Raw genomic sequence first — 26,870 nt, 5'->3', positions numbered from 1 at the left:
TTAGATCTACACATAGAAAGCTACCTAAAACTTAGATAATACACCCACCCAAATTAGAAAGTGCCACCAGCAACCCACAGCTCTAATACACCTTCAAGCTTAGTGAGTTGCTGTTGATGTTTTACTGGGTTATTTGCCAGCTTCTGGATATTCAATAACTTCCACTTTACTGCTGGCAGTGCCTCAACACTCGGCTCGTCAAACAGTGACCAGTCAGGATGACCACTTTTAAACGACAACAAAAAATCTCTATCCCTTGCTGTAAAGTGTGTCTTGAGAGCCGTAAACATTTCAGTGCGTGCGACAAGTAACTCATCAAGCTCAATAGGCTTGGTTGTCATTCCATTGAACTCAGCTTTAAAGCTTGCATCAAGCTCTTTCCAGCGCGGTGACATCACTTCGCTAATTGGTCTCGGATGGCTGAGAGTATAAGTTAAAAACCCTACTAAAATGTTCCTTGTTATCCCCTCTTCAGCCAACAGCATTTTTACATCGAACAGATCGCGTGGATGCTGCCTATCCATTGCTGCACATAATTTACCACCGTATAGATCTGGCAAGCTCACAACAGGGATCTCTGCGTAGCCAAACTCATCTTCTACCGATTCAGCTACTGGCATCACCTCAGCATTGTGCAGTGTCCCTCTAGCGACTGGTGATACTTCAATCTTTATTGTGACCCTCTCACTGGTCACAACAACTCGTAACTCATCGTGTTTATTATCTTGAAACACTGCATTGAGGTTGGGCTGAGTATTAATATTGTCGGTGAGTCGCCCAAGTGCAGCCTTTACATTTTCGAGTGCTTGCTCCCTTGAGTCTAATGGAAGGTATGCTAAATCGATATCCACTGACAGCCTTGGAAAGTCGCGCACAAATAAGTTAATAGCGGTGCCACCCTTTAATGCAAACACCTCTTCTTTGGCGACTAGCGGCAGCATCCGGATAAGCAAAGTGACTTGTTGATAGTAAACCGACGATTTATCCATATTGGTTTTCTTCTTTTGACTTCATAAATGATACAGGCACGGTTATCTGATACCGTTCATCATAACTACCTTGGGAAACGACTTGGCGCTTTCCCGATCCTAAATGTATTTGTGATTCATCTAATCTCTTAGCCCACTGATGTTGATAGTAGTGACTAAGAAATAGGAAGAGTCGATTGGTTTGCACGGCATCACTTCGACTGAGTATTGACTGCACTCGTCGTGGGCTCAAATTTACCAGCCCTTGAAACAGCTCAGCTGCATGCTCAAAGCTTATCTGCTTACCTATCGAATTAACAACCTCATAAGCCGCGAGTTCAGCGGTGCTGGCCTTAACTTCTCTGTTGTTCACAGTTATTGTTATGAAGTCTTTTTCTAACGTTTGAGTCAATTTATTGCTGGTATAGAACAACCAGTTTTGCCCATCAAGTTCACGGAACCATTTTGGCAATGCGTTTTTACTGCTACAACCAACCCACACTTGTTCGCTTCCTAGCTGTAGATAATGACTCAACCCTTGATGAGTTAGACTGCTAACTCCCGCAAGGTGTATAGAAAGCGCTAACTGCTCATTAGCAGCATTTAGCGCTTCAACCCAAGTAGGTTTCAATTTACCCGTTGATTCAGGACGAAAATAAACACCCGCTCTGATCTTGTTCAGCCAGCCACTGCTTACATATTTTCTCACTAAAGATGGGCTTATACTGTTTTGCGTCAGCCACGATTGAAGCACTAGAGCACCTGGATGTGTATTATTTATGAGCCAGTTTACTTTTGATGACATAGTTACACCTTTAGTACCACTTTACACCAATTTATAAACCAACTATAAAACCTGAGTTTATAAAAATCAATATAGTGATACCTGAGGTACATCTTTATTTAAATTATTAAACTAAAAGAAATCTATTACATTCATAGTACAAATAGTCTGTACGGTAGTTAGCTTGTTCATTTCTCACACCTTTATCTGCGGGTTTACCTCTACTTGCTCAATAAAGTCTACATTTCTAGATTTTATTGGTATCAGGACTATCAGAACCCATAAAGTACAGAAAGTTAGACTTTATAAAATTAAAGAGTGTTCTCTTGCTAGAATGATACGAAGAAGGCCGTGGATGAAATTTTTATCAAGTTTTAAAACTTTTTCTAAATATTTTGCTGCTACAGGACTGTGACGCGCTTTTATTGTAACACCAATAGGAACACTCAGGACTCAACCTTTACACAAAACACTTTATAAACAGATGGTTACATCATTAAGCGGAGCCCCGCCGCCTCCACCAATTACTAGAAAGCCCCGATACGAAAGTATCGGGGCTTTTTTACTTCTGTCACTTAGAAAAGTACTATTTTTCACGGTATTCCATAAGCTCAACGGGTGCGCCATTAACTTCGATAAATGCCACCGTTAATCCCTCGCTTGGAGAGTTCGGCTCAATTATGACCTTTTTACCTGCTAGTTCTTTCGCTAAATTATCGACTACAAACGCAGCGTGAGGGACTGTTTTTACTAAATCAGGATAAGGCGCTTCTTCCCAAAAACGCATCCATTGAATTCCATAAGGGTTACTCTCATGGTTTGATACCGTCATTTTTAAATGAGGGATATCTATTTCCCCTTCAAACCGATCCTTAGTGGGTATTCCTAAATGATTAAATTTCATGGCTGGTTTTCCTTATGAAAATAACAACTGATTTCCTAAATGCCGACGACAGTAACTCGAAATTGATTCTTTTACAGTTAGGCTTTCACCCATAAGCCATATCTTGATGCAGCTAGCTCAATACATACCTGATTAATATTTGTTTCTTTTCAGCTTAAAAGATCAATCTAACCAACACTAGCCTGTAGTTTGTTTTGTTCTAATTTTCACTAGAAAACAAATTGAAATAACAAAGTGACCAATTGTGGACTATTAAGACCATAATGATTGGAGCTATCGCCTCTTTTTCTCTTTCGTAATGATCTCTAGTATGCACTCCATCGACATCGTTCAATGAGGAAAATCATCATGTCTCACCAAATTATTAAAGATTTAAACAGCCGTTACACTGCTAAAAAATACGATTCATCAAAACGTATTTCGGCTGAAGATATGACTGTGCTTAAAGAAGCTATTCGTTTATCAGCATCCTCTATTAACTCACAGCCATGGAAATTCATTGTGCTTGAGAGCGATGCAGCAAAACAACGTTTCCACGACACATTTGCTAATATGCATCAGTTTAACCAACCACATGCAACTGAAGCGTCACATATTATTATGTTCGCTCATAACCCTAATTTCACTAAAGATGACTACAGAAAAGTCGTTGATGTTGAAGTCTCTTCAGGTCATTTACCCGCTGAAATGTATGACAACATGCTTAACGGTGCTTTTGGTTTTGTGGACCTTAATACCGATGAGAATGGTTATAATGGCGGCTGGACTAAGGCACAAACTTACATAGCAATTGGTAATACTTTGCATGTACTTGCTCGCTTAGGTATTGATTCAACTCCGATGGAAGGAGTTGACCCAGACTTAATTGGTGAGATTTTTAAAGAAGAATTAGGCGGTTATGTTTGTCAGTTCGCTTTAGCGATTGGTTACCACAAAGACGGCGAAGATTATAACAAAGGCTTACCGAAAGCCCGCTTACCAGAAGCTGACGTCATTACAGTTTTATAATTGTTAGATTTCAATAAAAAGATCAAGCCATTGCTTGAGCTTTTTTGTTACTGAAAATCAGTACTAGATTGGTTTTATTAATTTCGGTTACTTGTCTGCATTGGTGGAGCCAATTTTATGAATGGCTAAGTCAGCGCCGATATATTCATCTTCTTGGTTAAGAATAACTCTATGAAGTGTCTACTGTTCTAGGGGCTTACCAAAGGCTGTATCCCAACTATCAAAAATCATCTCTAGATCCTTCATCAGTCTATGTTGATTTACCACTGTACATTATGATTGAGAGAATAAAGCGAGCTCTATTGAGCTCGCTTTCAATGCCTACACTTGATGACACTTATCTAAAAATCATAATTCATACCAAGCATAAAGCTGCGCCCCATTAACGGCGAATAATCTTTGAGTAAAGATGTATGTGGCCGCGCCTCTTGGTTTAGCAAATTACTCCCCTTCAAATAAAACATCATATCGCCATTTTCAGTAGGCAAATGATAGGTTATCGCTGTATCAACCAGTGCGTAACCAGATGTATCTGTCTCATTTTCCGCGGTATCAGTCTGTTTTGCATAAGCCATCACACCAACCTCTGCATGCCAGTCTTGCTGATCAAAATTGAGCGTTGAGCCCAACCGCATTGGCGATATTAGCGGTAGATTACCGCCATCAACCAGTTTGCCACGAGTATAATCGCCGAGAAGATCTACCGACCATATTTCACTTATAGGAATATTCACTTGGGCTTCGGCTGAATAAAGTTCGGCATCGGCTTGGGTAAACTGATAGACAGGCAAATCCCCTTCAGCCCCTATATCGGAGGCCACAAGACCTGTATTTTTCTCATAGTAGAAGTCACTTATTCTGTTATAAGCAATACTAAAAGACCCAGTCCAATCCCCTTCTAGTTTACGGAAGGTTAAGTCGATATTATTAGCAATTTCTTTTTCACTATCGCCACTATCTGGAACAACACCGCCGTTTTCAATTCTGTATTGAGAACCCACCTCGAAGCTTTGAGTCGCATCATGTTCGCCAAAACTATACAGCTCTTCTGCGGTTGCCGAACGCTCAGCCCTTTCGATAGATAACGCTAAGTTATAAGCAGGGTCAAAATCCCATACAACCCCGGCGGACACTGTAACATTGTTATCACTCAAACCATCTGGCTGGTAATTTTTCGAATTACCCAAAGTCATGCTATTGGGATCTAAACGATAATGTTCAATTCGACTACCGAGTTCGATACGAAAGTCACCCAACTTACGCTCTTGCACGATAAATGCGGCAACGGTATCGGTAATACTATCAGGTGTCAGTGCTTCTTCCCCTTGAACAGAAAAGTCTCTATGGATTGCATGTAAGCCCATGACTCCTTGCCACTCCCCCCATGGCTTATTATTAAGGCTTAAACGGGCTTCACCTTGCTTGTTGTAAAAGAATGTATCTGCGTCGCCGTTCTCTTCTTCCGCATGTTGATAGTCGGTATAACCAGCATCCAAACGAACTTTACTGATCCCAGCAAATGGGACAAGCATACCGCCATGGAGCTGCCAATCTGTCTTTTTAAGATCAATGGTAATGTTTGGCTCACCGGCTCCCCCTCTACCGGGAATACCATAATTAGATTGAGTATTTGCCCCTGAGACACTGACAAAACTGTCATCACCGGTGTAACCCACACCAACGGCATAGTCATCGAGCTTAAGCTGACTATTGGCGACTTTTCCATGGGTATCTGGTTGCCCTTCAATTGCATTACCAGCAATATCATAATCGTCGGTATTTCGATGAGTACCGTCTACATGCCAATTGAATTTACCGTTTCCGCCATTCAATTCACCGTTGACAGTTTTACCGTTGTTTCCTGTTGTGTAGTGCGTGCCAAAGTTACCCGTTAGCTCATCAACTGATTGCTCATGCACTCGATTATTGACGACGTTAACCACCCCACCAATAGCTGCGTTACCGTATAGCAATGAACCTGGTCCCCTGAGAATTTCAATTTGCTGCGCTGTGCTCGCTTCGGTAGTTACCGCATGATCTGCAGACACAGTTGACGCGTCTCCTACCGATAAGCCATTTTCAAGTACCATTACTCGAGGGCCGCTCATGCCACGAATAATGGGTCGACTTGCTCCGGCGCCGAATCGAGTCGCCTGAACCCCAGGAAGCTTGTCAATGGTGTCACCTAAAGTAGGTTCAATATTTAGCTTTAATTGATCCGCTGACATAACACTAATTGGCGTGGTACTTTCCATGCTTGAACGCATCATAGGTGACGCCGTGACGACAATGTTTTCCATCATTGTTTTCTTAAGCGCGACGTTGTGAGTCACTGAACCTGTTGTGATCTGTAAGTCATTATCTGCATGCCTGAAGTTATCATCACTGACGTGAAGATGAACATGGCTATTATCTGCAATTGTCAGTTTGTATCGGCCTTCAGAGTCGCTGGTTGTTTCCGCTCCGCCATCAATGCTGACATGTGCATTTGGGATCGGGTTGCCGTTAGTCTCGGTAATTTGACCATTTAACTCTGCAGCCATTGCAGGTGATAAACAGCCAGCAATAGCTAGCGCTATAGAAGATAGTGCAAGTTTCATTTTTGCTTGTCCTTGTAAGTAAGCAATTAATTTAAATGTAATTTTTTATTTTGCTTAAGGATTAGAATGGTGGCGCTCTAACTCGCTGGTTACTTAACCAAGCAACTGCGGGTTGGAAGTATAATGGCTGGGCTGTGTTTTCAACTTGTTGCAGGCAAACAATCGGGACATGGCTTGATGTTGTACCCGCACATTCATCATGATAAAAATTGCTGTACTGACAGTAACTATGATCGGCTTCTAACGCATGTTCTGCAGCATGAGATAAGGTTATAGATTGTAAAGCAATCAACCAAAAACCAAATAAAAGTAACAGATAACCCTTTACTTTTTTTAGGGGTATATCATTCATATAGGCTCCCCCATTAGTTAAAGACTGATGATTTAGTAAGCCAGCAGCTTGGTTTAGAGATATATCAATTGTCTAGCTTTAAATTTGAGCTATGGATAAAAATAATTTTGGGTCAATATCCCTAAATTGCTAATTATCTAAAATCATTGAGCAACCGGTTCAACACGCCAATCTCAAATAATAAACTCACGTCAATAAGCTCACGTCAATAAAAAACAGATTCATTAGCAAATAACGAATATTTGCCTTCTGCTCGTTGCCCAACCTTCTCCCTTCTATGTTAGCAGGGAGAAGGTTTCGCCAATTGAGGCTACTCAGTAAGCCCTCTGCGGATAAGCAGGTTGTCGATGTTCGGCTCGCCGCCAGTATAATTAATGTAGTCTTGCATTAAGTCTTGGCTGTTACCTTTCGACAAAATAGCCTCTCGAAACTTGTTACCATTTTCCAGCGATAAGCCACCGGTTTTATTCATGTAGGAGAATGCATCGGCTGCTAACACTTCAGTCCATAAATAGGCGTAATAACCAGCTGAATAGCCACCGCTAAAGCTGTGACTAAAGTAGCTGGTCTTATACCTTGGCGGCACGGCAGCATAGTCGATGCCGTGTTTCGCTAGCACGCGATGCTCAAACTCTTCTACATCTGATATTTGAGTGGTGGCAGCAATTGAATGCCACTCCATATCCAAAATAGCGGCGGCTAAATATTCAGTCGTATCGTGGCCTTGATTAAATTTGTGAGACTTTAATATCTTATCCAGTAGCGCCGCAGGCATAGGTTTTCCTGTTTGATAGTGCTTGGCGTAGTTAGAAATGATCTCTGGGTTAATATCCCAGTCCTCATTAAACTGAGACGGAAACTCAACAAAGTCCCTCGCCGTTGCAGTGCCTGCAATACTTGGGTACTTAACTTGCGAGAATAAACCGTGTACCGCATGACCAAACTCATGAAACATTGTTGATACTTCATCGAATGTCATCAATGTAGGGTTACCCGCTGACGGCTTGGGTATGTTGAGCGCGTTATAAACAACAGGCTTGTTGCCCATAAGACCAGACTCAGTGACCAACTCATCCATCCAGGCGCCACCGCTCTTGCCAGGTCTTGCGTATGGGTCGAGGTAGAAAATCCCCACTGAGCTGGCATCTTTATTAAACACCTCAAACGCTAAAACATCGTCATTCCATACCGGTAGATCGGGGCGAGGTTTGACTTCGATGCCGTAGAGCTTATTCATCCCATAGAACAAACCATTTTTTAGCACTCGGTTGAATTCAAAATAAGGTTTAATCTGGCTCTCATCGAGGTTGTACTTCTGTTTACGCACCTTTTCAGCATAGAAAGCCCAGTCCCATGGTTGCAACTCGAAACTTACGCCCTCTTTGGCCATTTCAGCTTGTATGTCTTGCGCTTCTGCATCTGCTTTGGCTATTGCTTTTGGTACTAACGCATCGAGTATATTGAAAACAGCCGATGGGGTTTTAGCCATCTGATCGGCAACGGCATATTCAGCCCAACTCGAATAGCCAAGTAGCGCAGCTTTCTCTGCTCGTAGCCTTGCGATTTTTAACGCTAATGGAGCATTGTTAGCCATGCCACGAGTTGAAGATGCTTGCCATATCTGTTGACGCAGATCGCGATTGGTTAATTGGGCTAAGATCGGTTGGCGGGTGGTATTCACCAGCGTGATCATATAACCGGTTTTACCTGCTGCTTTAGCCGCTGCGGCCAGTGAGGAAATTTCGTCCGCAGATAATCCATCAAGCTGACTTTTGTCACTAACCAAAATCACATCGTGTTTAAATGACTTAAGAATGTTATTGGCAAACTCTGCGGTATCTTTCGCTAACGAGGCGTTGATATTGCGAATTTTAGCTTGCTCAGCTGCAGATAATTTTGCCCCTGCACGGAGGAAATTGTTGTAGTAGATCTCTGTTAAGCGTTTTTGCTCACCGACGAGTGCAGAACGCTGTTGATAAACCGCTTGCACACGTGCAAACAGCTGCTGATTTAGATAAATGTTGTCGCCATGGTTGGTGAGTTCTGGCGTAATCGTTTGTTGGATCTTTTGCATGTCATCATTCGACATTAAAGACGACAAGGCAAAAAACACCCGTGAAACATGGTTTAATGCAGCGCCTGATGATTCCATCGCTGAGATAGTATTGTCAAAATTAGCGGCTGATGGATTGTTGATGATTGAGGCTAGCTCCTCATCGTGTCGCTTCATCCCCTCTCTAAAAGCAGGTAGATAATCAGTTGAGTGTATTTTATCAAATTGAGGCGCGTGATCTTGTAACGGACTCGGATAAAGTAAAACGTTATTAATACTTGAATTGCCCATACCCGCTTTAGGTTCGGCCATATCATTTGCCGGCGCCGAACAGCCACCTAAAACAAATGCCATGGTGATTGTGAGAGTAATTAAATTTTTACGCATGTGCTTACCTTCCCTATTTGAGTTATCTATTTAAGCTCGCTGTGTGATCCATTGTCTGAATTCGTTATTTGATTTAGCTGCCTGTATGAATTAATTAAATTTACTGGCGGTATTCGTTTCCTCTTTTCTACTGTGTATGTTCGCTTCAACTCACTACACGCTAGTGAGTCAACATGTACTGCGGTGCTTGTGCTACTAGCTGGAAATCCAACGCCATAGTCACGCTCAACGCGGTAATCGTTATGATGGAAAAACCAAAGATTTGACGGGCCCAACGCTGTAGGTTAATCCCGTGGCGATAGCCTTTTAATGCCATTGCCAGCCACCATAAACTGGTAGCACAAGTCACTGCCATAAAGGTAATGCCGGTATATCCTGCGAGCGGTAATAGAGCGCTAACCAGCGCAAACACAGCGATATAAAGCACGATGTGAAGCTGTGCTTTTGCTATGCCCTCAGCAACAGGTAACACAGGGATCTTAGCCGCTGAATAGTCGTTAAAGCGGAAGATGGCAATTGCATAGGAGTGGGGCATCTGCCATAGACTGAACATCAACAACAAAATGATGGCCGCAATATCGAACTGCCCTGTCACGGCGCAGTAGCCAACCACTGGCGGAACGGCACCAGAGAAGCTACCCACCAATGTGCCGTAGACTGAACTTCGCTTCATGTACAGGCTGTAAACAGCGACATAAACCACATAGCCAATCACGGCAAACAGCAAAGCTACAATATTGGTAAACAGCCCCAATATGGCAAAACCAATAACGCCTAACAGTACGCCAAATATCAGTACAGAACGCGGCGATATCGCTCCCGTAACCGTGACTCTATGGCGGGTGCGTTGCATCTTGGCGTCAATATCGCGATCGATACAATTATTAATCGCACAGCCAGATGCAACCACCATTGATAAACCCACCATGGTGAGCAACATCAAGGTCCAATCCACATTGCCTTTTGCCGCTAACAAAAAGCCACCAGCGACCGAAATCAAATTTCCCATGATGATGCCAGGCTTGGTAACCTGAACATAACCTCGTATTGTTGACTGCAACCGTGCTGACATAAATCGACCTTGAGTTTTCATTGCATTACTCTCGCTACATCATCAATGCGTTAGCGGCGTAGATGATCCACACCGACAAACCCACAACCATGACAATGATCAAAGCTGTGAATAAGAACGAAAATGTATTGAGCTTGCCCTCTTTAGAAAAATTCAGATGCAGGAAGTACTTCAGGTGCACCACTATCTGTACGATTGCAGCAACAAGCACCACTGCTATTGTTAGCGGTTTTTCAAAGTGATGAGTCATCACCGCCCAAAACGGCATAGCGGTTAAAATGACTGAAAGCAGAAAACCAACCATATAGGACTTAACCTGTATAAATAGATCATCAGGTTGCTGGTTCTTTATCGGGTTTGCTTGGCTCATCACAACGCTCCTAACAGGTAAACAACGGTGAATACACAGATCCACACAATATCGAGGAAGTGCCAGAACAAACTTAAACAACCTAGACGAGTAATACTGCGATTATTCAGCCCTGTTTTAAGCACTTCTATCATCATGATGCCCATCCAGACTAAGCCCGCAGTCACGTGCAAACCATGCATACCCACTAATGCAAAGAAAGCAGACAAAAATGCACTGCGTTGAGGTCCATTGCCCTGCTCGATTAAGTGATGGAATTCATAAATTTCCATACCAATAAACACACAACCTAGAGCAAAAGTGATCAACAACCAGAGCACAGTTGCCGCACGGTTATGCCGTTTAGCGCAAATTAAAGCAAAGCCAAAAGTGATACTACTGAGCAACAGTGCGGCAGTTTCAAATAACACGAAATTCAACTCGAAGATGTCTTTACCCGAAACGCCGCCGTCGGTATTCATGTACAACACGGCATAGGTTGCAAACACAGAGGCAAACAAGATGCAGTCAGTCATCAGGTAAAGCCAAAAACCAAATAGCGTATTTTGGCTAGTATCATGATGATCGTCATGGTGCTCGCAAACGACCTCTTCTGTAGATGTCATACTTAACTGGGCTGCGATGGCAGTACTCATATAATCCCCCTTGCAACCTTATCCAAATGCGCATTTTCAATCGCGGTAATTTCATCGGGTTGAACATAGTAGTCATGGTCAGTGCCATAGGCGCGGAATAGGAACACGACAAAAGCGCCAAGCATGCCAACGATAGCCAGCCACAAAATATGCCAAATGACAGCAAAGCCAGCAGCTGTGATCCCAACGGCCATCAAGATCCCACTAGCAGTATTCTTAGGCATATGGATAGGCTGATATTGCGCAGGTCTCTGATACGCGACTCCTTTCTCTTTCATGTCAGTAAAGGCATCGATATCTGATACATGGGGAGACTTAGCAAAGTTATAAAACTGCGGTGGAGATGAGGTCGACCACTCAAGGGTGTGACCATTCCAGGGATCACCTGTGGTATCTAGATTTTGCTCACGGTCGCGGAAACTCACATACAGCTGCACAAACTGCAATATGATGCCGGCGAAGATGATGAAAGCGCCTACGGCGGCAAAATAGATCCAAAAGTTCCATGCAGGGTTATCGGTATGGCTAATACGGCGGGTCATGCCTAAGAAACCCAACACATATAAAGGCATAAAGGCAACATAGAAGCCTATCTGCCAGCACCAAAATGCCGCTTTACCTAGTCGTTCATTGAGATGGAAACCCATGGCTTTAGGGAACCAAAAGGAGAATCCGGCTAAATAGCCAAATACCGCTCCACCTAATATGGTGTTATGAAAGTGAGCAATTAAAAACAGACTGTTATGTAATACGTAATCAGCACCTGGCACCGCCAACAACACTCCGGTCATGCCGCCTATAGTGAAGGTCACCATAAAGCCTAGCGTCCATAATACCGGCACAGTTAACCGCAAGCGGCCACGGTAAATAGTAAACAGCCAGTTAAATAACTTCACTCCGGTCGGCACTGCTATCACCATGGTCATCACCCCAAAAAACGCATTAACATTGGCACTGGAGCCCATGGTAAAGAAGTGATGTAACCAGACGATAAAGCCCAAAATAGAGATAGCGCCACTTGCCCACACCATAGAGGTGTAGCCAAACAAACGTTTAGAGGTAAAAGTTGAGATAACTTCAGAGAAAATACCAAAGGCAGGCAAGATAAGGATATAAACCTCAGGATGACCCCAAGCCCAAAACAAGTTGATATACATCATGGCGTTACCGCCACCCGCGTTGGTAAAGAAATGGAAATCCATATATCGGTCTAACGTCAACATTCCCAGCAGAGCAGTTAAGATTGGAAACGACGCTACAATCAAAATATTAGCCCAAGTACAGGTCCAGGTGAAAATTGGCATCTGCATTAGCTTCATACCCGGCGCACGCATTTTGAGTACCGTGGCGATAAAGTTCACCCCGGTTAACGTGGTGCCAATGCCCGAGATCTGTAATGCCCAGATGTAGTAGTCGACGCCAACGCCGGGGCTAAATGCCAATTCAGACAACGGCGGATATGCCACCCAGCCCGTCTTAGCAAACTCACCCAAGCCCAACGAAATATTGATCAGCACTGCGCCTGAAGTCGTGAGCCAAAAGCTCAAGTTATTCAAAAATGGAAATGCCACATCTCGAGCACCAATTTGTAATGGCAACACCAAATTCATTAGACCAATCATGAACGGCATGGCCATAAAGATAATCATGATGACGCCGTGAGCAGTAAAAATTTGATCGTAGTGTTCAGGTGGCAAGTAACCCGCGGCACCACTTGTTGCCAGTGCTTGTTGTGTCCGCATCATGATGGCATCGGAGAAACCACGGATCAGCATCACTAAGGCCAGTACGATATACATGATCCCCAGACGTTTATGATCAACCGAAGTAAACCAGTCATGCCATAACACGCCCCACTTTTTATGTTTAGTAATGAGTGCCGCGATAATCACCGCCACCACAGCGACAACAGCGAGTGTCACCATGATGATAGGTTCATGATACGGAATTGAATCTAATGTAAGTTTTCCAAGAATAGACATGATTACTCCATCTCCCCATGCTTAGGGGATGAATGTGCAGAATGTGATGACATATCCATACCTGCATCCATATGCATATACTGCATAACGATATGGTTAAACATGCCCTCGCTGACGGTGTCGTAATACTGAACAGCATTGTTTTCACTGGGTTTAGCGAGGAGTTGATAACTGTCAAAATTAAGCGGCTGCTTCTGCTGCTTTACCTTGGCGACCCACAGGGCAAACTCTTCGGGCGTGGCAGTGGCAATCGCTTTAAATTTCATTCCAGCAAATCCTGCACCGCTATAGTTAGCGGAGATCCCATCAAAAACGCCGGCTTCATTGGCAATGAGATGTAACTGAGTTGCCATACCAGCCATGGAATAGATCTGGCTACCTAATTGCGGAATGAAAAAAGAGTTCATTGCAGTGTCAGAGGAGATCTTAAAGTTCACCGGAACGTTCGCCGGAAAAGCGAGTTCATTAACAGATGCGATACCTAGCTCAGGGTAGATGAACAGCCATTTCCAGTTAAGGGAAACAACTTCTACCGTGATTGGTGTCGCCTCATGCTCTAGAGGCTTGTAGGGATCAAGATCATGGGTCGAGCCCCAAGTCATAATGCCTAAAATAATCACAATCACGATTGGCACTAGCCAAACCACAATTTCAATCATTTTAGAGTGCGCCCACTTAGGCGCATAAATCTCATGGTTCCGACCATCGCGGTATTTCCACGCAAAGTACAACGTCATGAATATGACCGGGATAACAACGACGAGCATTAGCAAAGTTGCGACAACAATGAGATGTTTCTCATCGATGCCGATTTGCCCTTTGGGATCCAGCACGCCGCCTTCACAGCCGCTGAGCAATATTGCAAATATCGCCACTGCAGCTTTACTTAAATTTCGAATTAGCAAAGGAAGATTCCTCTAACCTTAAGGTGTATCGCTCTGCAGGCAAGCACTGCAAGCCCGGCAGCATTGGCTGCACAACAATTAAAAATAAGGTTAGCTCTGCGCAGCTAAGCCTTTGCAGAGATGAATCTTACAATTCAACCCATGAGAAAATTATTGAACAGCTAAATTTTTATTAGAAATTGTAAGTAGATAGAGGTGGAGCACGACAGCCGTGTGCAGCATGCACTCCAGCTTGTGGAAGGGAAATTGAAACGTCGGGTAACAGAACAATTAACGTTAACTTATTGATGAGTTTAATTATGTAACTAATCAGTCGCCAAAGCTGTTCTATAACAATAGGGTTGGTTAGAAGCAGACTGGCTAAACTTGCAGCCAAACACTCAAACAATAGACTGTCAGTCAGCGCAATTAGCTCACTAATATCAAGATAGCCAGCTGAAGAAACAGATAGACCGTCAGACAGTAACAGCAGCAGTAATCCACTGAGGAGCAGCGATAAATTAGCTTTACCCGCATTACAAACCTCTACCGCGATGGGTAGCTTTGCAAGCGATAGTGAGTAAGCGGCTAGTTTCAAAAGGTGTCCTGCTGGCAAAATTATAGTTATTTTATTGCCTGAAAAATATTCTGAGTTCAAGCTATCGCCGGAGAATAGCAAGAAGGCCGCATTGGATCAAAGCAACTATGCGCTAAAAATTAGCTTTATATTAAATAAACCTTAAATTAAACATAAAACCACACAAAGCATTACCAATTTAACAAAATAAAAACCTTTAACATCTCAAAAATAGCACTATTGAGAGTTGTAACAGCTTAATTAAAGATGAGCAATGACCAACCGCTCAAAATGCTAGCGTTACTGCAAAGCCATTTAGCAACGCCCCCCCCTTTTTTTCCGGTTAAAAAAATCAGATTAGCCTATGACTTTTGTAGTCCGTTTGAGGAGCCTTTTAAAAAAACCATAAAAAAACATCTGCACTAGGCAGATGTTTTCGAGATTGCAGTTAACTAAAAATGGATTAGTTTTGCTTTCTAACAAACTTAGATTTAAGCATCATCTGACCGTGGCCATCGACTTTACAATCGATGTCGTGGTCTGCGTCTACAAAACGCTTGATGACGGCTTTAGTGCCCACTTTAAGAACCAGTGAAGAACCTTTCACTTTTAGATCTTTAATCAAAGTGACTTTGTCTTCTTCAGCTAATAGGTTACCTACAGCGTCTTTAAGGATGATAGCGTCTGGATCAACGATAACTTCGTTCGGGTTCCATTCATGAGCACATTCTGGGCAAATTAGCTGTGAGCCATCTTCATATGCATAGATGGATTCACATTTTGGGCATGGTGGTAAAGCGCTCATGGCGTACTCTCTTTAGTCAATAATTTGGTGAATAATGCTTGATAGTGGTTTTTACTTAGGCAGCTATCAATATAACTCGTATTTCAAAGGCACATTATAATCAATATTTCGAATATCATCTAGATTCAAAATCTTGTCCTGTGAACTTGCCGCAGTTCAAAAGCAACTTTACCTGCGTAAGGTAGCAAAATTGATACTAGTGCATAGCCATCGCTCACTTATCGCTAAACCCTTGCTGATTGAGAAAGTCTTTCATAAAAGGTCGTGACTCTTTGCTTAACGTAGCGGTGATTTGCTGTGACCAAGTCACCTGTTTAGTATTGCTACTGCGACCAGCGTAATACTCAAGAATATGTTGGTCATAGGCTGCTACCGCCGCGAGGTCTAACGTTTGGTACTTATCTTGGTGCAACACGATATCGAGTGGCAAACGTGGTTTCTGCTCAGGCTCTTTGGCTGGGTAACCAATACATAAACCAAACAGCGGTAATACATGTTTAGGCAAACCTAATAGCTCACTCACCTGCTGCGGATTGTTACGAATGCCACCAATAAATACACCGCCTAAACCCAATGATTCAGCGGCAAGTAAAGCATTTTGTCCCATGAGCGCGGTATCGACCGCGCCAATCAAGGTTTGCTCTGTAAAACCAAGTTGCGCATTGGGATGGATCTGTTGGTGACGATTAAAGTCAGCACAAAAGACCAGAAACTCCGCAGCCGAGGCGACATAAGGTTGGCCACCAGCATATTGCACCAGCTTTGCTCGACTATCAGGGCTTGAAACCCGAATGATACTGCTACATTGAATAAAGCTTGAGGTCGATGCCGCCAATGCACAATTCAAGATCTGCTCAAGATTGGCGGCAGGTATTGCTTGATCAGTAAAATGTCTTACTGAGCGATGGTTCATTATTGTTGCAATTGTTGGAGTCATGTCTGCTAGATTCTATCGATTATGTTTCATCAGACTACTTTTCAATAAAGCGCAGTGCAATGGTTAGTGTTCAACGAGTAGATGTTTTTAGATAAATGCGTCGGTGAAACGACAGCAGCCTTTAACAATAAAATGTTGCTGATGACATAAAGGCTGCTGTAAGGTTTTAAGCGGCAGATTTAGGCTTATCTTCTAACGAGAAGTAGATTTTCGAAACGATAAACTCGGCAATTAAGATCCCAAAAACCAGCGCAAAAAAGGCCACAATACCATCAACCGGCCCAGTAAAATTAATCCTGTCACCAAAGACCAAGTTTATTGCTTCTAACATCACAAACTTAGATCCAAATAAGATAAGCCAGGTACAAAATGCACGGTAAAACTTGGGAGCCTTGCCTGGTTTATCTTTAAAATAATTAGCAATAGCATGCTCTGCTGCAATCGTCAGTTTTAATAGTAACTGCAATAAAATAGCCACTAATAGCGAAATAGAAAAAGACTCAACCGTAATGTATTGCCAAAATTCATTAAACAGATTCAATACGGTAAGGTCGACCAAGACTGCGAGCGTATAGCCTACAAAGAAACGCTGAGGAGTATTGAACCCATACTCTTTAATCGGTGCCGCTAGTGTGGGTTTAGCATTTGTTGCTACAGATTCTTGGCTCATCGACTTTCCCCTTGCAATAACTTGTTGAAAATTTAGTCACTTCGCTAACCTAACACTTACTCTAGGGATTTCAAGGCAATTGCTGTTAGTTATCAGTTTGCAAGGGAATTTATCTTTAGTGCATTGCCTAACCCTGCGGCTTAGGCTAATAATGAGTAAGGTAAACGCAACCGCTCATTTTGATAAGAGAGACTATGGACAAAACTACGCCTATCGTTCCTTTGATCAAAACCCAGTACGCCTTAGCTTTTGTCGATATTCTTAAGCAGATAGACAGTGATATTTACCCATCGATTGCCAAAGCTCAATTACCCGAAAACATTCTAGCACCGAGTCATGATTACATACCTCAGCTACCCTTAATCAAACTGCTAAACATTATTGGCGAAAAAGCGGGGCCAGACAGATACAGTCAGCTAATATGGCAAGTATGTCGACAAGTTTTGATCCCCAATTATATTGGTAAAATGCAATATGCTAAGACCCTCGAAGAGGCCTTAAATGAATTTGCGCAGCTATTTAATCAAGAGTCGCTACATTCGACTGTAAAACTTAGACATCTTGCAGGACGTCATTGGTTTATCCGTGAACACCGTTTCTATAGTGAACAACTACAAGACTTTAGAGCACACTTTATTGTCACTTTTTTGGTCGAACTGGTGCGGGCACTAACAGATAGACAGTGGTCCCCGACTGCAATAATGCTCACTGGCAGTAATGTCGAAGAGATTAAAGCATCTCTACTGCTTGAGAACGCTGAGTTTTATCTCAACCGCCGAGTGATTGGGCTATCTCTGTCTACAGAAGAGTTAGCCTCACCGGTAACACTCACGCTAAATTGGCAAGAAACTTCTGCTCGGCCTCACTTGAAACCTACATTATTCGCAGACTCGCTAAAGCAAGCGCTTAAGCCCTATTTAGGTTTAGGAAGACTGCCAATAGAGACTGCTGCAGATATCTTAGGGATGCCGGTTCGCACCATACAGCGGCGTTTAAAAAAGGAGAATGCCAGCTACTCAAACATCGTTGAGAATATTCTATTCAACCAAGCTTGTGAGATGTTGTCTGATACAAACATTCCTATCAGCCGTATCGCCTCTTCTTTGGGCTATTCTGATCTGCCACACTTTTCACGGGCATTCAAACGCATAACAGGTCTATCGCCACGAGCCTATCGTCAACAAGTTAGCTAGGCCAGCTATACCCGTGCTACCTGAAGATGCAGGATTCCGTGGGAGTTTAATCGGCTTTAATCACAGGTTCATTGCTCCATGCTGAACCTAAGCACCTACATCCATGCAGGCGAGGCATTGATTGCCATTAATGGTCGTTCCCTTAGTAAAATCAATAACACGGAGTAAAGCCCATGCTTGTTATATAAGAAACGCCCATCGAAGAAGGCTTTGTGTCAGCCCACTTCGTTGTTGCACTAACTTAAAAGGGAATAACCATTTCCACATTAGTGCGCCTAGAATTGAGCTGGCACAATGCCTCTGAAACGAACATATTCAAGTAGAACGGGTATATACTTGCCTGTTGTTTCTCTATATGCTGACAGTGTTAGTTTTGTGGATCTTCTCGCCTGAAATCATGCATTGAACTAAATTGAGGAGTCTATTTTGACCTTCTACCCCTCTAGAGATCCAGCGACACTAAAACCAGCTGTCGCCGCACTTATAGCAATTTCCCTATCAATGCCCGCTTATGCGGACCAATGGAATCTAGGCTTAGATAATGACGTGGTGATTGGTGATGATGGTGACTTCTCCAATGGCATTGTTATTGGCTGGCAGACCGCAGACGATAACGACTTCTCACACGCTCTCTTACTGTTTAACTGGCAATCAAAGTTACTGTTCTCTCCACAACAGGGCCGTAAACAATGGGGCGCTAAAATTTATCAGCGCATGTGGACGCCCACCGAGATTGGTTATGATTATGCCCAACCTAATGAACGGCCTTACGCAGGCTTACTAGAGCTCGAAAGCTTTACCGCTGCCTACAGCAGCCAAATCGCGCAAAAGAATTGGTTGGGCATTGGCGTCATGGGACCCGCTTCAGGTGCTCAAGCAACCCAAGAATTAGTGCACAAGATAACCTCCTCGACAGAGCCTCAGGGCTGGAAATTTCAGATAGAGAACCAATTCACTATGCAATTTGCTTATGAAGCAGATTATCTATTCACTCGAAAAAAAGCTTTTAAAAACAGTGATTGGGAATTGAGCGGTCACAGTTATTCGCAACTGGGTAACTTTCGCTCTGAAACCAACCTTGGCATGACCTTGCGCTGGGGCGATGATCTGGCACAGTCATTTGGACAGCTCAGTAGTCATCAAGGGCATTACGGCCAATACAGCTTGTCAGCAAAAGACAGCGGCAGTTGGACGGTATTTACTCGCGCTCAAACGGGTTATCGCTTCAATGATTTAACGCTTGAGGGCGATCTCCCCTACGACTCTTATGTGCAACTAAAAAATCAACAAGCACAGGCCAGTGCGGGAGTCGTATGGGCTTTTCCGAATTGGTCGCTAAGTTGGCGCTTTGATTTTTACAGTAAAGAGTATCAATCTGATCCACAGAATTGGCATGCTTATGGTGTATTAAGTTATAGCTGGATAATGTAATGCATATCTCGCTCAAGTAACCTAGAAACAGTTTTAAGCTGGTTTTAGGTTACTTGCTGTCATTCAATGATGCAGTGCTTAGCAGCGTTAGCTTTCCTCTTTAACCCAATGCAACACATCCTTAATCACTGACCAGCGCGGTTTTTTGGGTTTGGCATTTTCACCTAAAATCCAGTAACCATAGAGCTTGTCGACGTAACCCGATGACTTTTGAATCGCTAACCAACTATTAAGGAATGTCTGTAGTGATGCATTATCGCGCGCAACAGCATAGGATGCTGGAAAAGACTTAATCTCTTCTCGGTTATATAGCGTGGTGTACTCTGGGTACAAAATAGTCCAAGTCTTGCCCGCTTCAAGGCTTATCATCAACCCGTCCCATGTTTGACCGTCATCTTCGAAGAACAAACGGTCAGACTGGATAGTGTCGAACGTAAAATTAGTAAACTTCTTCTGTAGATGTGGAATGATTGAATAAGAACCTACAGAAGCAATACGAAGCGGACCAGCCTCGCGCAGCATTTTATCGGTCTTAAACTCATCAGCGCGATGATCTTTAACCACAAACGAGTAATGCAGATCGAGTACTGGTGTAGTAAAACCAACATGCTCGATGCGTTTAGTGGTCATCTGTAGCCCCGATATAGCGATATCGAACTGACCTTGGTTTATCGCGCCTAACACGTTGGCAAAAGTGTAAGGTACAAATGCTATTTTGACCTCCATCTCTGTCGCTAATTTTTTCATCAACTCAACATCAAAACCCACCAGTTCATCTTGGGCATTATAAAATGAGAACGGCACTTGAATGGGGTTATAGCCCACTCTTAATACACCGCTTTCTTTTATCTCTGCCACACTTCTAGGGCCGGTAGCTTCGGCTAATTCATCCCATCTAAAAGAGGTGACCTGATCAGGTACTTTTTCTGCGGCGCTCATCTGTGCGACCACTTCATCCATACTATATTCGGTGTTAACAATACTGCTCAATAGCCAACTAGAGCCCAGTAGACTCACGCCAATGACCACTGGCGTCAAAACGCTATACATGATTAATCGTGTATAGCTCACCTTAGCAATACCCACCAGCATGGCTGTACCTCCCACGGCAAGAATAAAGATATTCATCGCCGCGAGTAAGGAGGTGAATCGACTGGTAAACAGACTCGACACCATATAGAGCTGGAATAGGTCCGATGACAACTCGAGCGAATCTAGCAACATAGGAATGGTTAAATATACACTGCCAAACAGACTAATTAGGCCGTTTATCGACATCGGCAGGTAGGTTAAAAAATCAATCTCTTTGCCAGAGAACCAAGCAGCAAACAGCACGAAAACGATGGTTAACAATTTGCCAAGGTTCGGAAAACTAAACACCACCGGAATAATGATATTGGCGTAATCATCTGTCTGTTGATCGCCAATATCGTATTTATGAAATAGCTCTTTGGTTCGCTGGATAAGTAGCGGAATAATAATAAAAATATTACCCGCTGCGAATGCGGTGATCATCGCATCTTTTGCAATACCTGTTATGTCACGATATGAAAATGGTGTAATTGTTGCCAAGATTGCTGGCAATACCCAGTAGGTCAAAATCAGCGTCATGACGACATGGGCGACAAAGTAAACTTGCAGCTTTTGAAACTCTTCAAAGTCCATGGTGCCTGCGGTCGCTGCTGTCATGGCAAAAATACCAATTGGCATTAGCTTTACAATGCTTTGCGTCACCTTGTTGAATGACTCGCCTAGCAGTTGCATCGGCCGCATTAACGACTCTTTGTCATCTATAGAGATAAGCGCTATACCGGTAGCCACACAAAAAAGCACAATCGCAGGAATATAACTATTAGACAAAGAAAAGAACGGGTTTGATGGGATATACACATCGAGTAGGTTAATCGAATTTGGGTCTTGCAGCGCGGTTAAGCTGAAAAACTCTCCCGCCTGCCAATCGGGGAAACTGTACTTGATAAGGAACATGGATAGCAAACCAAACATCCAAATCACCAGCATCAACTTACCCACCTTCACCCCCAGAGATTTAGCTTGTGCTAGGGTCAAGCTGCCTAAGCTAGAGATAAGCGATACGATAATATAGGGTATAATGGTCATCTGCAGTAGCTTAATAAAGGCATCACCTATCACCGACATCCAAGCTAACATCTCGCCGAAAAACAGCCCTGCCGCAATACCCGCTGCAAATGACAGCAGGACAAGCGTAGACATACTCATCTTTTTTTTAGGCTCTTCTATACTCTCTTTTTCTGGCTCAATGTCATTATTTACATCGGCGACTGCTGTCTTATCAAGCATAATCCAAATCGTCCTTTTTTTAGCTATTTACAACAGCCTTTAAGTCGCTATTATCGGCAATAGCGCTGTGATAACACTCAACATACTGGGCTATTTTTTGCTCGGGACTAAAGAGTGCTCTAGCCCGCGCCCTCCCTGCGAGTCCCATTTGTTGCTGCTTATTATCGTCTAGCAGAATAGTTTCCATTGCTTTTGCCATCGCTAATGCATCGTCAGGATCAAACATATAACCGCTCACTCCATGCTCAACCACTTCAGGGATCCCATCTACATTGCTACTGATAGTCGGAACTGCGCAGGCCATAGCTTCCAGCAGCACCATGCTAAACGACTCACGATAACTTGGCTGGATAACGCAATTAGCATTCGGAAGGTAGGACTCCACATGCATCACATCCCCCATAAAAGTAACATGGCGCAATATGCCGAGCTGGTCGCACTGAGCTTTAATGTTATCTATATATGGCCCACTACCGAGCAGCACCAAACGTGCATTCACTTTACGAAGTAGTAGATGAAATGCTTGAATCACCGTATCGGTATTTTTAAGTGCTCTAAAGTTTGAAACATGCATCACCACTTTTTCATCGTCTTTCGCCATTTGTCTGCGGGTATTAATGTTGGCAAATGTTGGCGAGAACACATTCAGATCAATAAAGTTATGGATGACATCTATCGATTTATCATTATCAAAGTGGCTGTAAATATAGTTACGTTGGAAACTTGAGACTGTTGTGACCTTATTGCTTTTGTGAATACTAAACTTATTAAGCGGATACAGAGGTTTATCTTGCCCAACTACCGTGACATCAGTGCCGTGAATGGTTGTTACCGTAGAGAATTTATGTTGGCTGATCTCCCCCGCAAGATACGCACATAAAGAGTGAGGTATAGAGTAATGCGCGTGCACTACATCGAGTTGATATTGCTCCGCAACTTCAACAATTTTAGCCGTTAGCGCAAAGGTATATAGAGGGTCTGAAAAAAGCGGATAATTAATTGCCTCTACAGAATGAAAGAAAAGCTGCTGAAAATCTTCAATGAGTTTAAAAGGCCTAACACTGGAAATAAAGTGAATCTCATGACCAAGTTTGGCTAAACCAAGGCCAAGTTCGGTTGCGACTAGGCCTGAGCCACCAATGCTAGGGTGACATACTATTCCGATACGCAGTTTAGACATAAATTTGCTACCACCCAAACAATAGTTAACAAGATGTTATCGCTAGATAAAACTTAGCACCGTTATGCAGTTAAGCAAATAAGTATAATAAACATACACTCACAACGATTTATTCACTGCTAATTCACTCTCTATTGCATCACGGACCATAGTGCTTGTTGTTACTATTTCTGTTTGCAAAATGCAAAAAACTAGCTGTCACGCCACACAAAAACAAATCAAGCTATTGATAAATATAATGTTTATATAATGGCACGTCTTATGCATTATCTAGTTTACTTTGATAACATGACAGTGAGAGATGCATTATGAAAATATCCAAGACTATTTCATTGAGCTGCGGTTCCCCTTTACTTCTTAGCCTTCTTATATCAGCGAATGTTAATGCCTCTGAGCCTTTTAGCGCTTGTCCTACTGAAGCGTTTGTCATTCAAAAACAATCAAATACGGCCAAAACTTACGGTGTGAATTTAGCGACAGGTAGTTACACTGTATTGTCCAATGATATGGGCAACGGCGACGCTTATAATGGTGTTGGCTTTAACTACCACGACAACTACATTTACGGCTGGGATTATTCAAACGGAACATTGGGCAAGACAGGCAACGACTATCAAATAGCCGCGTTAACTGTCTCTAAAGATGCTGACTCAGCCGCTGCGGGCTCTATCTATGTCGGTGATGTCGCCATTGCGGAAAACGTCTGGTATGGCTACCGTAAAGGTAAAGGCTTATTCAAAATCCCCCTCGATAACCCTGCAAACTACAACATGACTATCATTCCAGGAAGTAAACAGAATGCTAATTACTATATTACCGATCTGGCCTTTCACCCAACAGACGGTCACATTTATGCGATAAGCAATGGCTCTAACGGCAAGTTGCTGCGTATTGACGTGACAACCGGGGCAGCAACGGACTTAGGTACTGTAATAACCTCGAGTGGTAGAAATTTTATCTTTGGCGCACAGTTTTTCGACCCTGATGGAAATTTATACGTCAGTAATAATAGCAACGGTAATATCTACAAAGTCAACGTGAATGATGCTTCACCAACTGCCGTTTTATTTGCCTATGGACCCGCATCCTCAAGTAATGACGGCGCGAGATGTGCTTTAGCTGAAGTGACTGTCGGTGACTCAGTGGATTTTGGTGATGCTCCTGATTCATACGGTACGGTACTAGACTCAAACGGTGCTCGTCACTCAATAAGCGATAACTTGTACTTAGGTGCATTAGTTGATAATGAGTCCGATGGTTACGCAGCGCCACTGTCAGATGATGCTAGCGATAACTCCGATGATGATGATGGTGTGGTCATGCCGACCGGTTTTGAACTGGGTGAAAGCGCCATTTTACTGGTTACTGCCAAAGGTGGAGATGGCTATTTAAATGCATGGTTTGATTGGGATCAAAGCGGTACCTTTGAATTAGAAGAACAGATCATCCTTGGCGAACCGTTAGACAACGGTTTAAACACCATTAGCATTGAAGTTCCTAGTTGGGCAAAAGAGGGACCAACCTGGGCACGCTTTCGTTTAAGCACGCAACAAGATATTGCCGCGACCGGTGGTGTTGGAGATGGCGAAGTTGAAGACTATGCCGTGACCTTAACTGAAACTGGTGTCACCATTAACTACTACCCTTCTTCTTCTACTTTCACCACGCTTGCCTATGAGGATCTATACCCAGATTTGGGCGACTTTGACATGAACGATGTAGTGGTGCAGCTACGCATTATTGAATATGTAAAAGACAATAAAGTGAGGCGTATTGGCTTTGAAGCTCAGCTAGCAGCGATGGGCGCAGCTTATCATAACGGCTTTGGCGTGCATCTACCTGGTGTTAGTCGTAACAAGATTAAGGAGTCTTTGATTAACTGGAGCATTGATGATATTGCTCAGCAAGATTCTCCACTGGAAACCGGCCAAACTAATGCGGTGTTTATCTTTACTCAAGATCTTTCCGATTATGTGACGCTAGAGCAAGGTTGTGAATACCTGAGAACTGAAACAGGTTGTGAAAGCGCCTTCAGAACCACATGGTCACTGGATATCCCATTTGATGTACCAGTGTCAGAAAGCATAATCCCAGCTTTCCCTTATGACCCATTTATTTTCGCAACACCGAATACCGATCATGGACTTGCAGCCAAAAATGCAGTTGGTGCTAATCCTGGTCGTCAGCTTGAGATCCACTTAAAGAACCAAGCACCTACGGATAAGTTCTCAAGCAACTATTTCGGCTACCGAGAAGATGCTTCAAATCCAAGTGAAAACCAGTACTTCCAGAATGAGAATGGCATGGCTTGGGCAATTGAGATCCCTGTGACATGGAAGCACCCTAAAGAGAAAGAGCGCTTAGACAATGCTTATTCCGAGTTTGTTGATTTTGCTGCCGATGACACAGGCGCAACTAATCCAACTTGGTACGAAAATGCCGACAATGCACTTATCTTTAACGATTAATGGAGAATCACATGAAAACTCAAATTGAAAAAATCATCAATGTTCGTTTAAGTCTTATCGCATTGTCATTATTGGCATTAACAGCTTGTGGTGGTGGCGGCGATGGAGACGGTGCAAGTCCTACGCCTGCGGCGGTTACACCAACAGCGACGACAACGACAACAACGACCACAGATCCGGAGCTAGCACCTGATCCGACGTCTCTCGATGATTTAGTCGTTGATGCTGATAACGCCTTAGAAGCTTCTTATCAGCTAACGATTAATGTCGATAAAAGCAACCAGAGCCGCGGTTATTTCTCACTATGTGATGACTATACCGCTCAAGGTGGCAGTTACAGCGTTAACTTTGACTCTTGTTTATTTAGAGGCCCTTTAAGCGATGGTAAGCTAAACAAAGAGCTGAAAATTGCTAACCATGAAAGTCAGTTAATTGCCGTGATTTGGTATTATGAAGGACAAAACCCACAGTATGTGGAATGGAGTTATATGGCTGACAGCGAGAGCCAAATACTGACAATGGATTAACACTCTCAAAAGTAGGTCTATTTTGCCGCGATGTTGCACTCCACCCATCGCGGCTTTTTTATATCGTTTCCTATTCCATATACTTTTTAAAAAATAAACAGTCATCCAAATCAGTGCTTGCGTCGTATTGATGATAAAGCTATTTACAAGAGAACAATATGAAGCCAGCCAGCTATCAATATAGAATGAATCAACACGGGAAAGAACAACGCAACTTATCAACCAACATTACACTGCTTCTAGGGAGCCTATTAATGAGTAGCGTGAGCCTTGCTGCACCTTTTACTATTGAGCCCGAGAATAACTGGAATATTATCAATGATTCTGTAATGGGAGGAGTAACAAGCAGCGCCATTAGTTATGACAATAAAGTCGCGACTTTTAGTGGTGAGTTATCACTTGATAACAACGGCGGCTTTGCCTCAACAAGAACGAGTTTAACCACTAAAGTGCCAGCAAAGGCAACGCACGTTAATATTCGCGTGAAAGGCGATGGTAGGCAGTATCAACTGCGTTTACGTACAAATAATGACTGGGACGCTGCGGCGTACTCTCGCACCTTCAATACCGAACCTGGTAGATGGTTAACTTACCAATTTAGTGCTGACGAGTTCAGCGCACTTTTTCGCGGGCAAAAGGTCAATGCGCCAGAACTGAAACTCACAAATGTAAAACAGATAGGCTTTTTACTTGCTGACAAGCAACCAGGACCATTCTCTTTGTCGTTTAAATCTATTTTATTAGATTGTCTAGTCCTAAAATAG

Annotated in this window: 23 protein-coding genes; 6 read left to right on the top strand and 17 right to left on the bottom strand. The window is 43.1% G+C overall.

Features of this window, described 5'->3' with window-relative positions; translation table 11 throughout:
- Positions 1–53: 53 nt before the first annotated feature.
- The 3 genes from AB4135_RS10765 to AB4135_RS10755 all read right to left on the bottom strand — a co-directional run bounded on the left by AB4135_RS10765 (position 54) and on the right by AB4135_RS10755 (position 2,656).
- Positions 54–989 (bottom strand): nucleotidyl transferase AbiEii/AbiGii toxin family protein, encoded by a 936-nt coding sequence (locus AB4135_RS10765; protein WP_371992746.1) that lies wholly within the window; start codon positions 987–989, stop codon positions 54–56.
- Complete coding sequence (locus AB4135_RS10760) at positions 982–1,773, bottom strand: type IV toxin-antitoxin system AbiEi family antitoxin domain-containing protein (protein WP_371992744.1); 792 nt, start codon at positions 1,771–1,773, stop codon at positions 982–984. The genes AB4135_RS10765 and AB4135_RS10760 overlap by 8 nt, the downstream gene beginning before the upstream one ends.
- Positions 1,774–2,338: 565 nt before the next feature.
- Positions 2,339–2,656 (bottom strand): hypothetical protein, encoded by a 318-nt coding sequence (locus tag AB4135_RS10755; RefSeq protein WP_371992742.1) that lies wholly within the window; start codon positions 2,654–2,656, stop codon positions 2,339–2,341.
- Between the two features lie 348 nt (positions 2,657–3,004).
- Between AB4135_RS10755 and AB4135_RS10750 the strand changes: the two genes are divergently transcribed.
- A complete protein-coding gene (locus AB4135_RS10750) occupies positions 3,005–3,664 on the top strand; it encodes a nitroreductase family protein (RefSeq protein ID WP_371992740.1) in 660 nt (219 codons plus the stop codon).
- 341 nt (positions 3,665–4,005) lie between these two features.
- Here AB4135_RS10750 and AB4135_RS10745 read toward each other — a convergent pair whose 3' ends face one another.
- The 12 genes from AB4135_RS10745 to AB4135_RS10690 form a co-directional block, all read right to left on the bottom strand.
- Complete coding sequence (locus AB4135_RS10745; RefSeq protein ID WP_371992738.1) at positions 4,006–6,264, bottom strand: TonB-dependent receptor; 2,259 nt, start codon at positions 6,262–6,264, stop codon at positions 4,006–4,008.
- Between the two features lie 61 nt (positions 6,265–6,325).
- Positions 6,326–6,616 (bottom strand): hypothetical protein, encoded by a 291-nt coding sequence (locus AB4135_RS10740; protein WP_371992736.1) that lies wholly within the window; start codon positions 6,614–6,616, stop codon positions 6,326–6,328.
- Positions 6,617–6,926: 310 nt separating this feature from the next.
- On the bottom strand, positions 6,927–9,056 hold the full coding sequence (locus AB4135_RS10735; RefSeq protein ID WP_371992735.1) for a M3 family metallopeptidase: 2,130 nt from the start codon (positions 9,054–9,056) through the stop codon (positions 6,927–6,929).
- A 160-nt stretch (positions 9,057–9,216) separates the two neighbouring features.
- A complete protein-coding gene (gene cyoE, locus AB4135_RS10730; RefSeq protein WP_371992733.1) occupies positions 9,217–10,149 on the bottom strand; it encodes a heme o synthase in 933 nt (310 codons plus the stop codon).
- Positions 10,150–10,162: 13 nt separating this feature from the next.
- Complete coding sequence (gene cyoD, locus AB4135_RS10725; RefSeq protein ID WP_371992731.1) at positions 10,163–10,498, bottom strand: cytochrome o ubiquinol oxidase subunit IV; 336 nt, start codon at positions 10,496–10,498, stop codon at positions 10,163–10,165.
- Entirely contained in the window at positions 10,498–11,133 is a 636-nt protein-coding gene (gene cyoC, locus AB4135_RS10720; protein WP_371992729.1) for a cytochrome o ubiquinol oxidase subunit III, read from the bottom strand. Before cyoC ends, cyoD begins: the two co-directional genes overlap by 1 nt.
- Entirely contained in the window at positions 11,130–13,115 is a 1,986-nt protein-coding gene (cyoB, locus tag AB4135_RS10715; RefSeq protein ID WP_371992727.1) for a cytochrome o ubiquinol oxidase subunit I, read from the bottom strand. Before cyoB ends, cyoC begins: the two co-directional genes overlap by 4 nt.
- A 2-nt stretch (positions 13,116–13,117) precedes the next feature.
- Positions 13,118–14,020, bottom strand: a complete 903-nt coding sequence (cyoA, locus tag AB4135_RS10710; RefSeq protein ID WP_371992725.1) for a ubiquinol oxidase subunit II — start codon at positions 14,018–14,020, stop codon at positions 13,118–13,120.
- Positions 14,021–14,192: 172 nt separating this feature from the next.
- Complete coding sequence (locus tag AB4135_RS10705) at positions 14,193–14,597, bottom strand: hypothetical protein (RefSeq protein ID WP_371992723.1); 405 nt, start codon at positions 14,595–14,597, stop codon at positions 14,193–14,195.
- Between the two features lie 442 nt (positions 14,598–15,039).
- The gene (locus AB4135_RS10700) at positions 15,040–15,381 is read right to left on the bottom strand and encodes a zinc ribbon domain-containing protein YjdM (protein ID WP_020911583.1); all 342 of its coding nucleotides are present in this window, start codon (positions 15,379–15,381) and stop codon (positions 15,040–15,042) included.
- 214 nt (positions 15,382–15,595) lie between these two features.
- Positions 15,596–16,318 (bottom strand): oxygen-insensitive NADPH nitroreductase, encoded by a 723-nt coding sequence (gene nfsA, locus AB4135_RS10695; RefSeq protein ID WP_371992721.1) that lies wholly within the window; start codon positions 16,316–16,318, stop codon positions 15,596–15,598.
- A gap of 166 nt (positions 16,319–16,484) precedes the next feature.
- The gene (locus AB4135_RS10690) at positions 16,485–16,988 is read right to left on the bottom strand and encodes a hypothetical protein (protein WP_371992719.1); all 504 of its coding nucleotides are present in this window, start codon (positions 16,986–16,988) and stop codon (positions 16,485–16,487) included.
- A 194-nt stretch (positions 16,989–17,182) separates the two neighbouring features.
- Between AB4135_RS10690 and AB4135_RS10685 the strand changes: the two genes are divergently transcribed.
- Both AB4135_RS10685 and AB4135_RS10680 read left to right on the top strand, forming a co-directional pair.
- A complete protein-coding gene (locus AB4135_RS10685; RefSeq protein WP_371992718.1) occupies positions 17,183–18,181 on the top strand; it encodes a helix-turn-helix domain-containing protein in 999 nt (332 codons plus the stop codon).
- 426 nt (positions 18,182–18,607) lie between these two features.
- Complete coding sequence (locus AB4135_RS10680) at positions 18,608–19,612, top strand: lipid A deacylase LpxR family protein (RefSeq protein WP_371992716.1); 1,005 nt, start codon at positions 18,608–18,610, stop codon at positions 19,610–19,612.
- Positions 19,613–19,699: 87 nt separating this feature from the next.
- Here the strand turns inward: AB4135_RS10680 and AB4135_RS10675 are convergent, their stop codons facing one another.
- Both AB4135_RS10675 and bshA read right to left on the bottom strand, forming a co-directional pair.
- A complete protein-coding gene (locus AB4135_RS10675) occupies positions 19,700–21,931 on the bottom strand; it encodes a cation:dicarboxylate symporter family transporter (protein WP_371992714.1) in 2,232 nt (743 codons plus the stop codon).
- Positions 21,932–21,950: 19 nt separating this feature from the next.
- Entirely contained in the window at positions 21,951–23,111 is a 1,161-nt protein-coding gene (bshA, locus tag AB4135_RS10670) for an N-acetyl-alpha-D-glucosaminyl L-malate synthase BshA (protein ID WP_371992713.1), read from the bottom strand.
- Between the two features lie 308 nt (positions 23,112–23,419).
- Here bshA and AB4135_RS10665 point away from each other — a divergent pair, with 308 nt between their 5' ends.
- The 3 genes from AB4135_RS10665 (at position 23,420) to AB4135_RS10655 (ending at position 26,870) form a co-directional block, all read left to right on the top strand.
- Complete coding sequence (locus AB4135_RS10665; protein WP_371992711.1) at positions 23,420–25,579, top strand: LruC domain-containing protein; 2,160 nt, start codon at positions 23,420–23,422, stop codon at positions 25,577–25,579.
- Between the two features lie 11 nt (positions 25,580–25,590).
- A complete protein-coding gene (locus AB4135_RS10660) occupies positions 25,591–26,106 on the top strand; it encodes a hypothetical protein (protein WP_371992709.1) in 516 nt (171 codons plus the stop codon).
- A 254-nt stretch (positions 26,107–26,360) separates the two neighbouring features.
- Positions 26,361–26,870 carry a CIA30 family protein gene (locus AB4135_RS10655; protein WP_371992707.1) on the top strand — a complete coding sequence of 170 codons (510 nt, stop codon included), beginning with the start codon at positions 26,361–26,363 and terminating at the stop codon, positions 26,868–26,870.

This window comes from Shewanella sp. 10N.286.54.B9, from assembly GCF_041468565.1.
GTDB lineage: Bacteria > Pseudomonadota > Gammaproteobacteria > Enterobacterales > Shewanellaceae > Shewanella.
This window is presented reverse-complemented; position numbering and strand designations above follow the sequence as displayed.

What these genes read in the sequence shown, in the direction of transcription:
- AB4135_RS10765 (WP_371992746.1), bottom strand. Translation starts at nt 989, where the DNA reads ATGGATAAATCGTCGGTTTACTATCAACAAGTCACTTTGCTTATCCGG.
- AB4135_RS10760 (WP_371992744.1), bottom strand. Translation starts at nt 1,773, where the DNA reads ATGTCATCAAAAGTAAACTGGCTCATAAATAATACACATCCAGGTGCT.
- AB4135_RS10755 (WP_371992742.1), bottom strand. Translation starts at nt 2,656, where the DNA reads ATGAAATTTAATCATTTAGGAATACCCACTAAGGATCGGTTTGAAGGG.
- AB4135_RS10750 (WP_371992740.1), top strand. Translation starts at nt 3,005, where the DNA reads ATGTCTCACCAAATTATTAAAGATTTAAACAGCCGTTACACTGCTAAA.
- AB4135_RS10745 (WP_371992738.1), bottom strand. Translation starts at nt 6,264, where the DNA reads ATGAAACTTGCACTATCTTCTATAGCGCTAGCTATTGCTGGCTGTTTA.
- AB4135_RS10740 (WP_371992736.1), bottom strand. Translation starts at nt 6,616, where the DNA reads ATGAATGATATACCCCTAAAAAAAGTAAAGGGTTATCTGTTACTTTTA.
- AB4135_RS10735 (WP_371992735.1), bottom strand. Translation starts at nt 9,056, where the DNA reads ATGCGTAAAAATTTAATTACTCTCACAATCACCATGGCATTTGTTTTA.
- cyoE (WP_371992733.1), bottom strand. Translation starts at nt 10,149, where the DNA reads ATGAAAACTCAAGGTCGATTTATGTCAGCACGGTTGCAGTCAACAATA.
- cyoD (WP_371992731.1), bottom strand. Translation starts at nt 10,498, where the DNA reads ATGAGCCAAGCAAACCCGATAAAGAACCAGCAACCTGATGATCTATTT.
- cyoC (WP_371992729.1), bottom strand. Translation starts at nt 11,133, where the DNA reads ATGAGTACTGCCATCGCAGCCCAGTTAAGTATGACATCTACAGAAGAG.
- cyoB (WP_371992727.1), bottom strand. Translation starts at nt 13,115, where the DNA reads ATGTCTATTCTTGGAAAACTTACATTAGATTCAATTCCGTATCATGAA.
- AB4135_RS10700 (WP_020911583.1), bottom strand. Translation starts at nt 15,381, where the DNA reads ATGAGCGCTTTACCACCATGCCCAAAATGTGAATCCATCTATGCATAT.
- nfsA (WP_371992721.1), bottom strand. Translation starts at nt 16,318, where the DNA reads ATGACTCCAACAATTGCAACAATAATGAACCATCGCTCAGTAAGACAT.
- AB4135_RS10690 (WP_371992719.1), bottom strand. Translation starts at nt 16,988, where the DNA reads ATGAGCCAAGAATCTGTAGCAACAAATGCTAAACCCACACTAGCGGCA.
- AB4135_RS10685 (WP_371992718.1), top strand. Translation starts at nt 17,183, where the DNA reads ATGGACAAAACTACGCCTATCGTTCCTTTGATCAAAACCCAGTACGCC.
- AB4135_RS10675 (WP_371992714.1), bottom strand. Translation starts at nt 21,931, where the DNA reads ATGCTTGATAAGACAGCAGTCGCCGATGTAAATAATGACATTGAGCCA.
- bshA (WP_371992713.1), bottom strand. Translation starts at nt 23,111, where the DNA reads ATGTCTAAACTGCGTATCGGAATAGTATGTCACCCTAGCATTGGTGGC.
- AB4135_RS10665 (WP_371992711.1), top strand. Translation starts at nt 23,420, where the DNA reads ATGAAAATATCCAAGACTATTTCATTGAGCTGCGGTTCCCCTTTACTT.
- AB4135_RS10660 (WP_371992709.1), top strand. Translation starts at nt 25,591, where the DNA reads ATGAAAACTCAAATTGAAAAAATCATCAATGTTCGTTTAAGTCTTATC.
- AB4135_RS10655 (WP_371992707.1), top strand. Translation starts at nt 26,361, where the DNA reads ATGAGTAGCGTGAGCCTTGCTGCACCTTTTACTATTGAGCCCGAGAAT.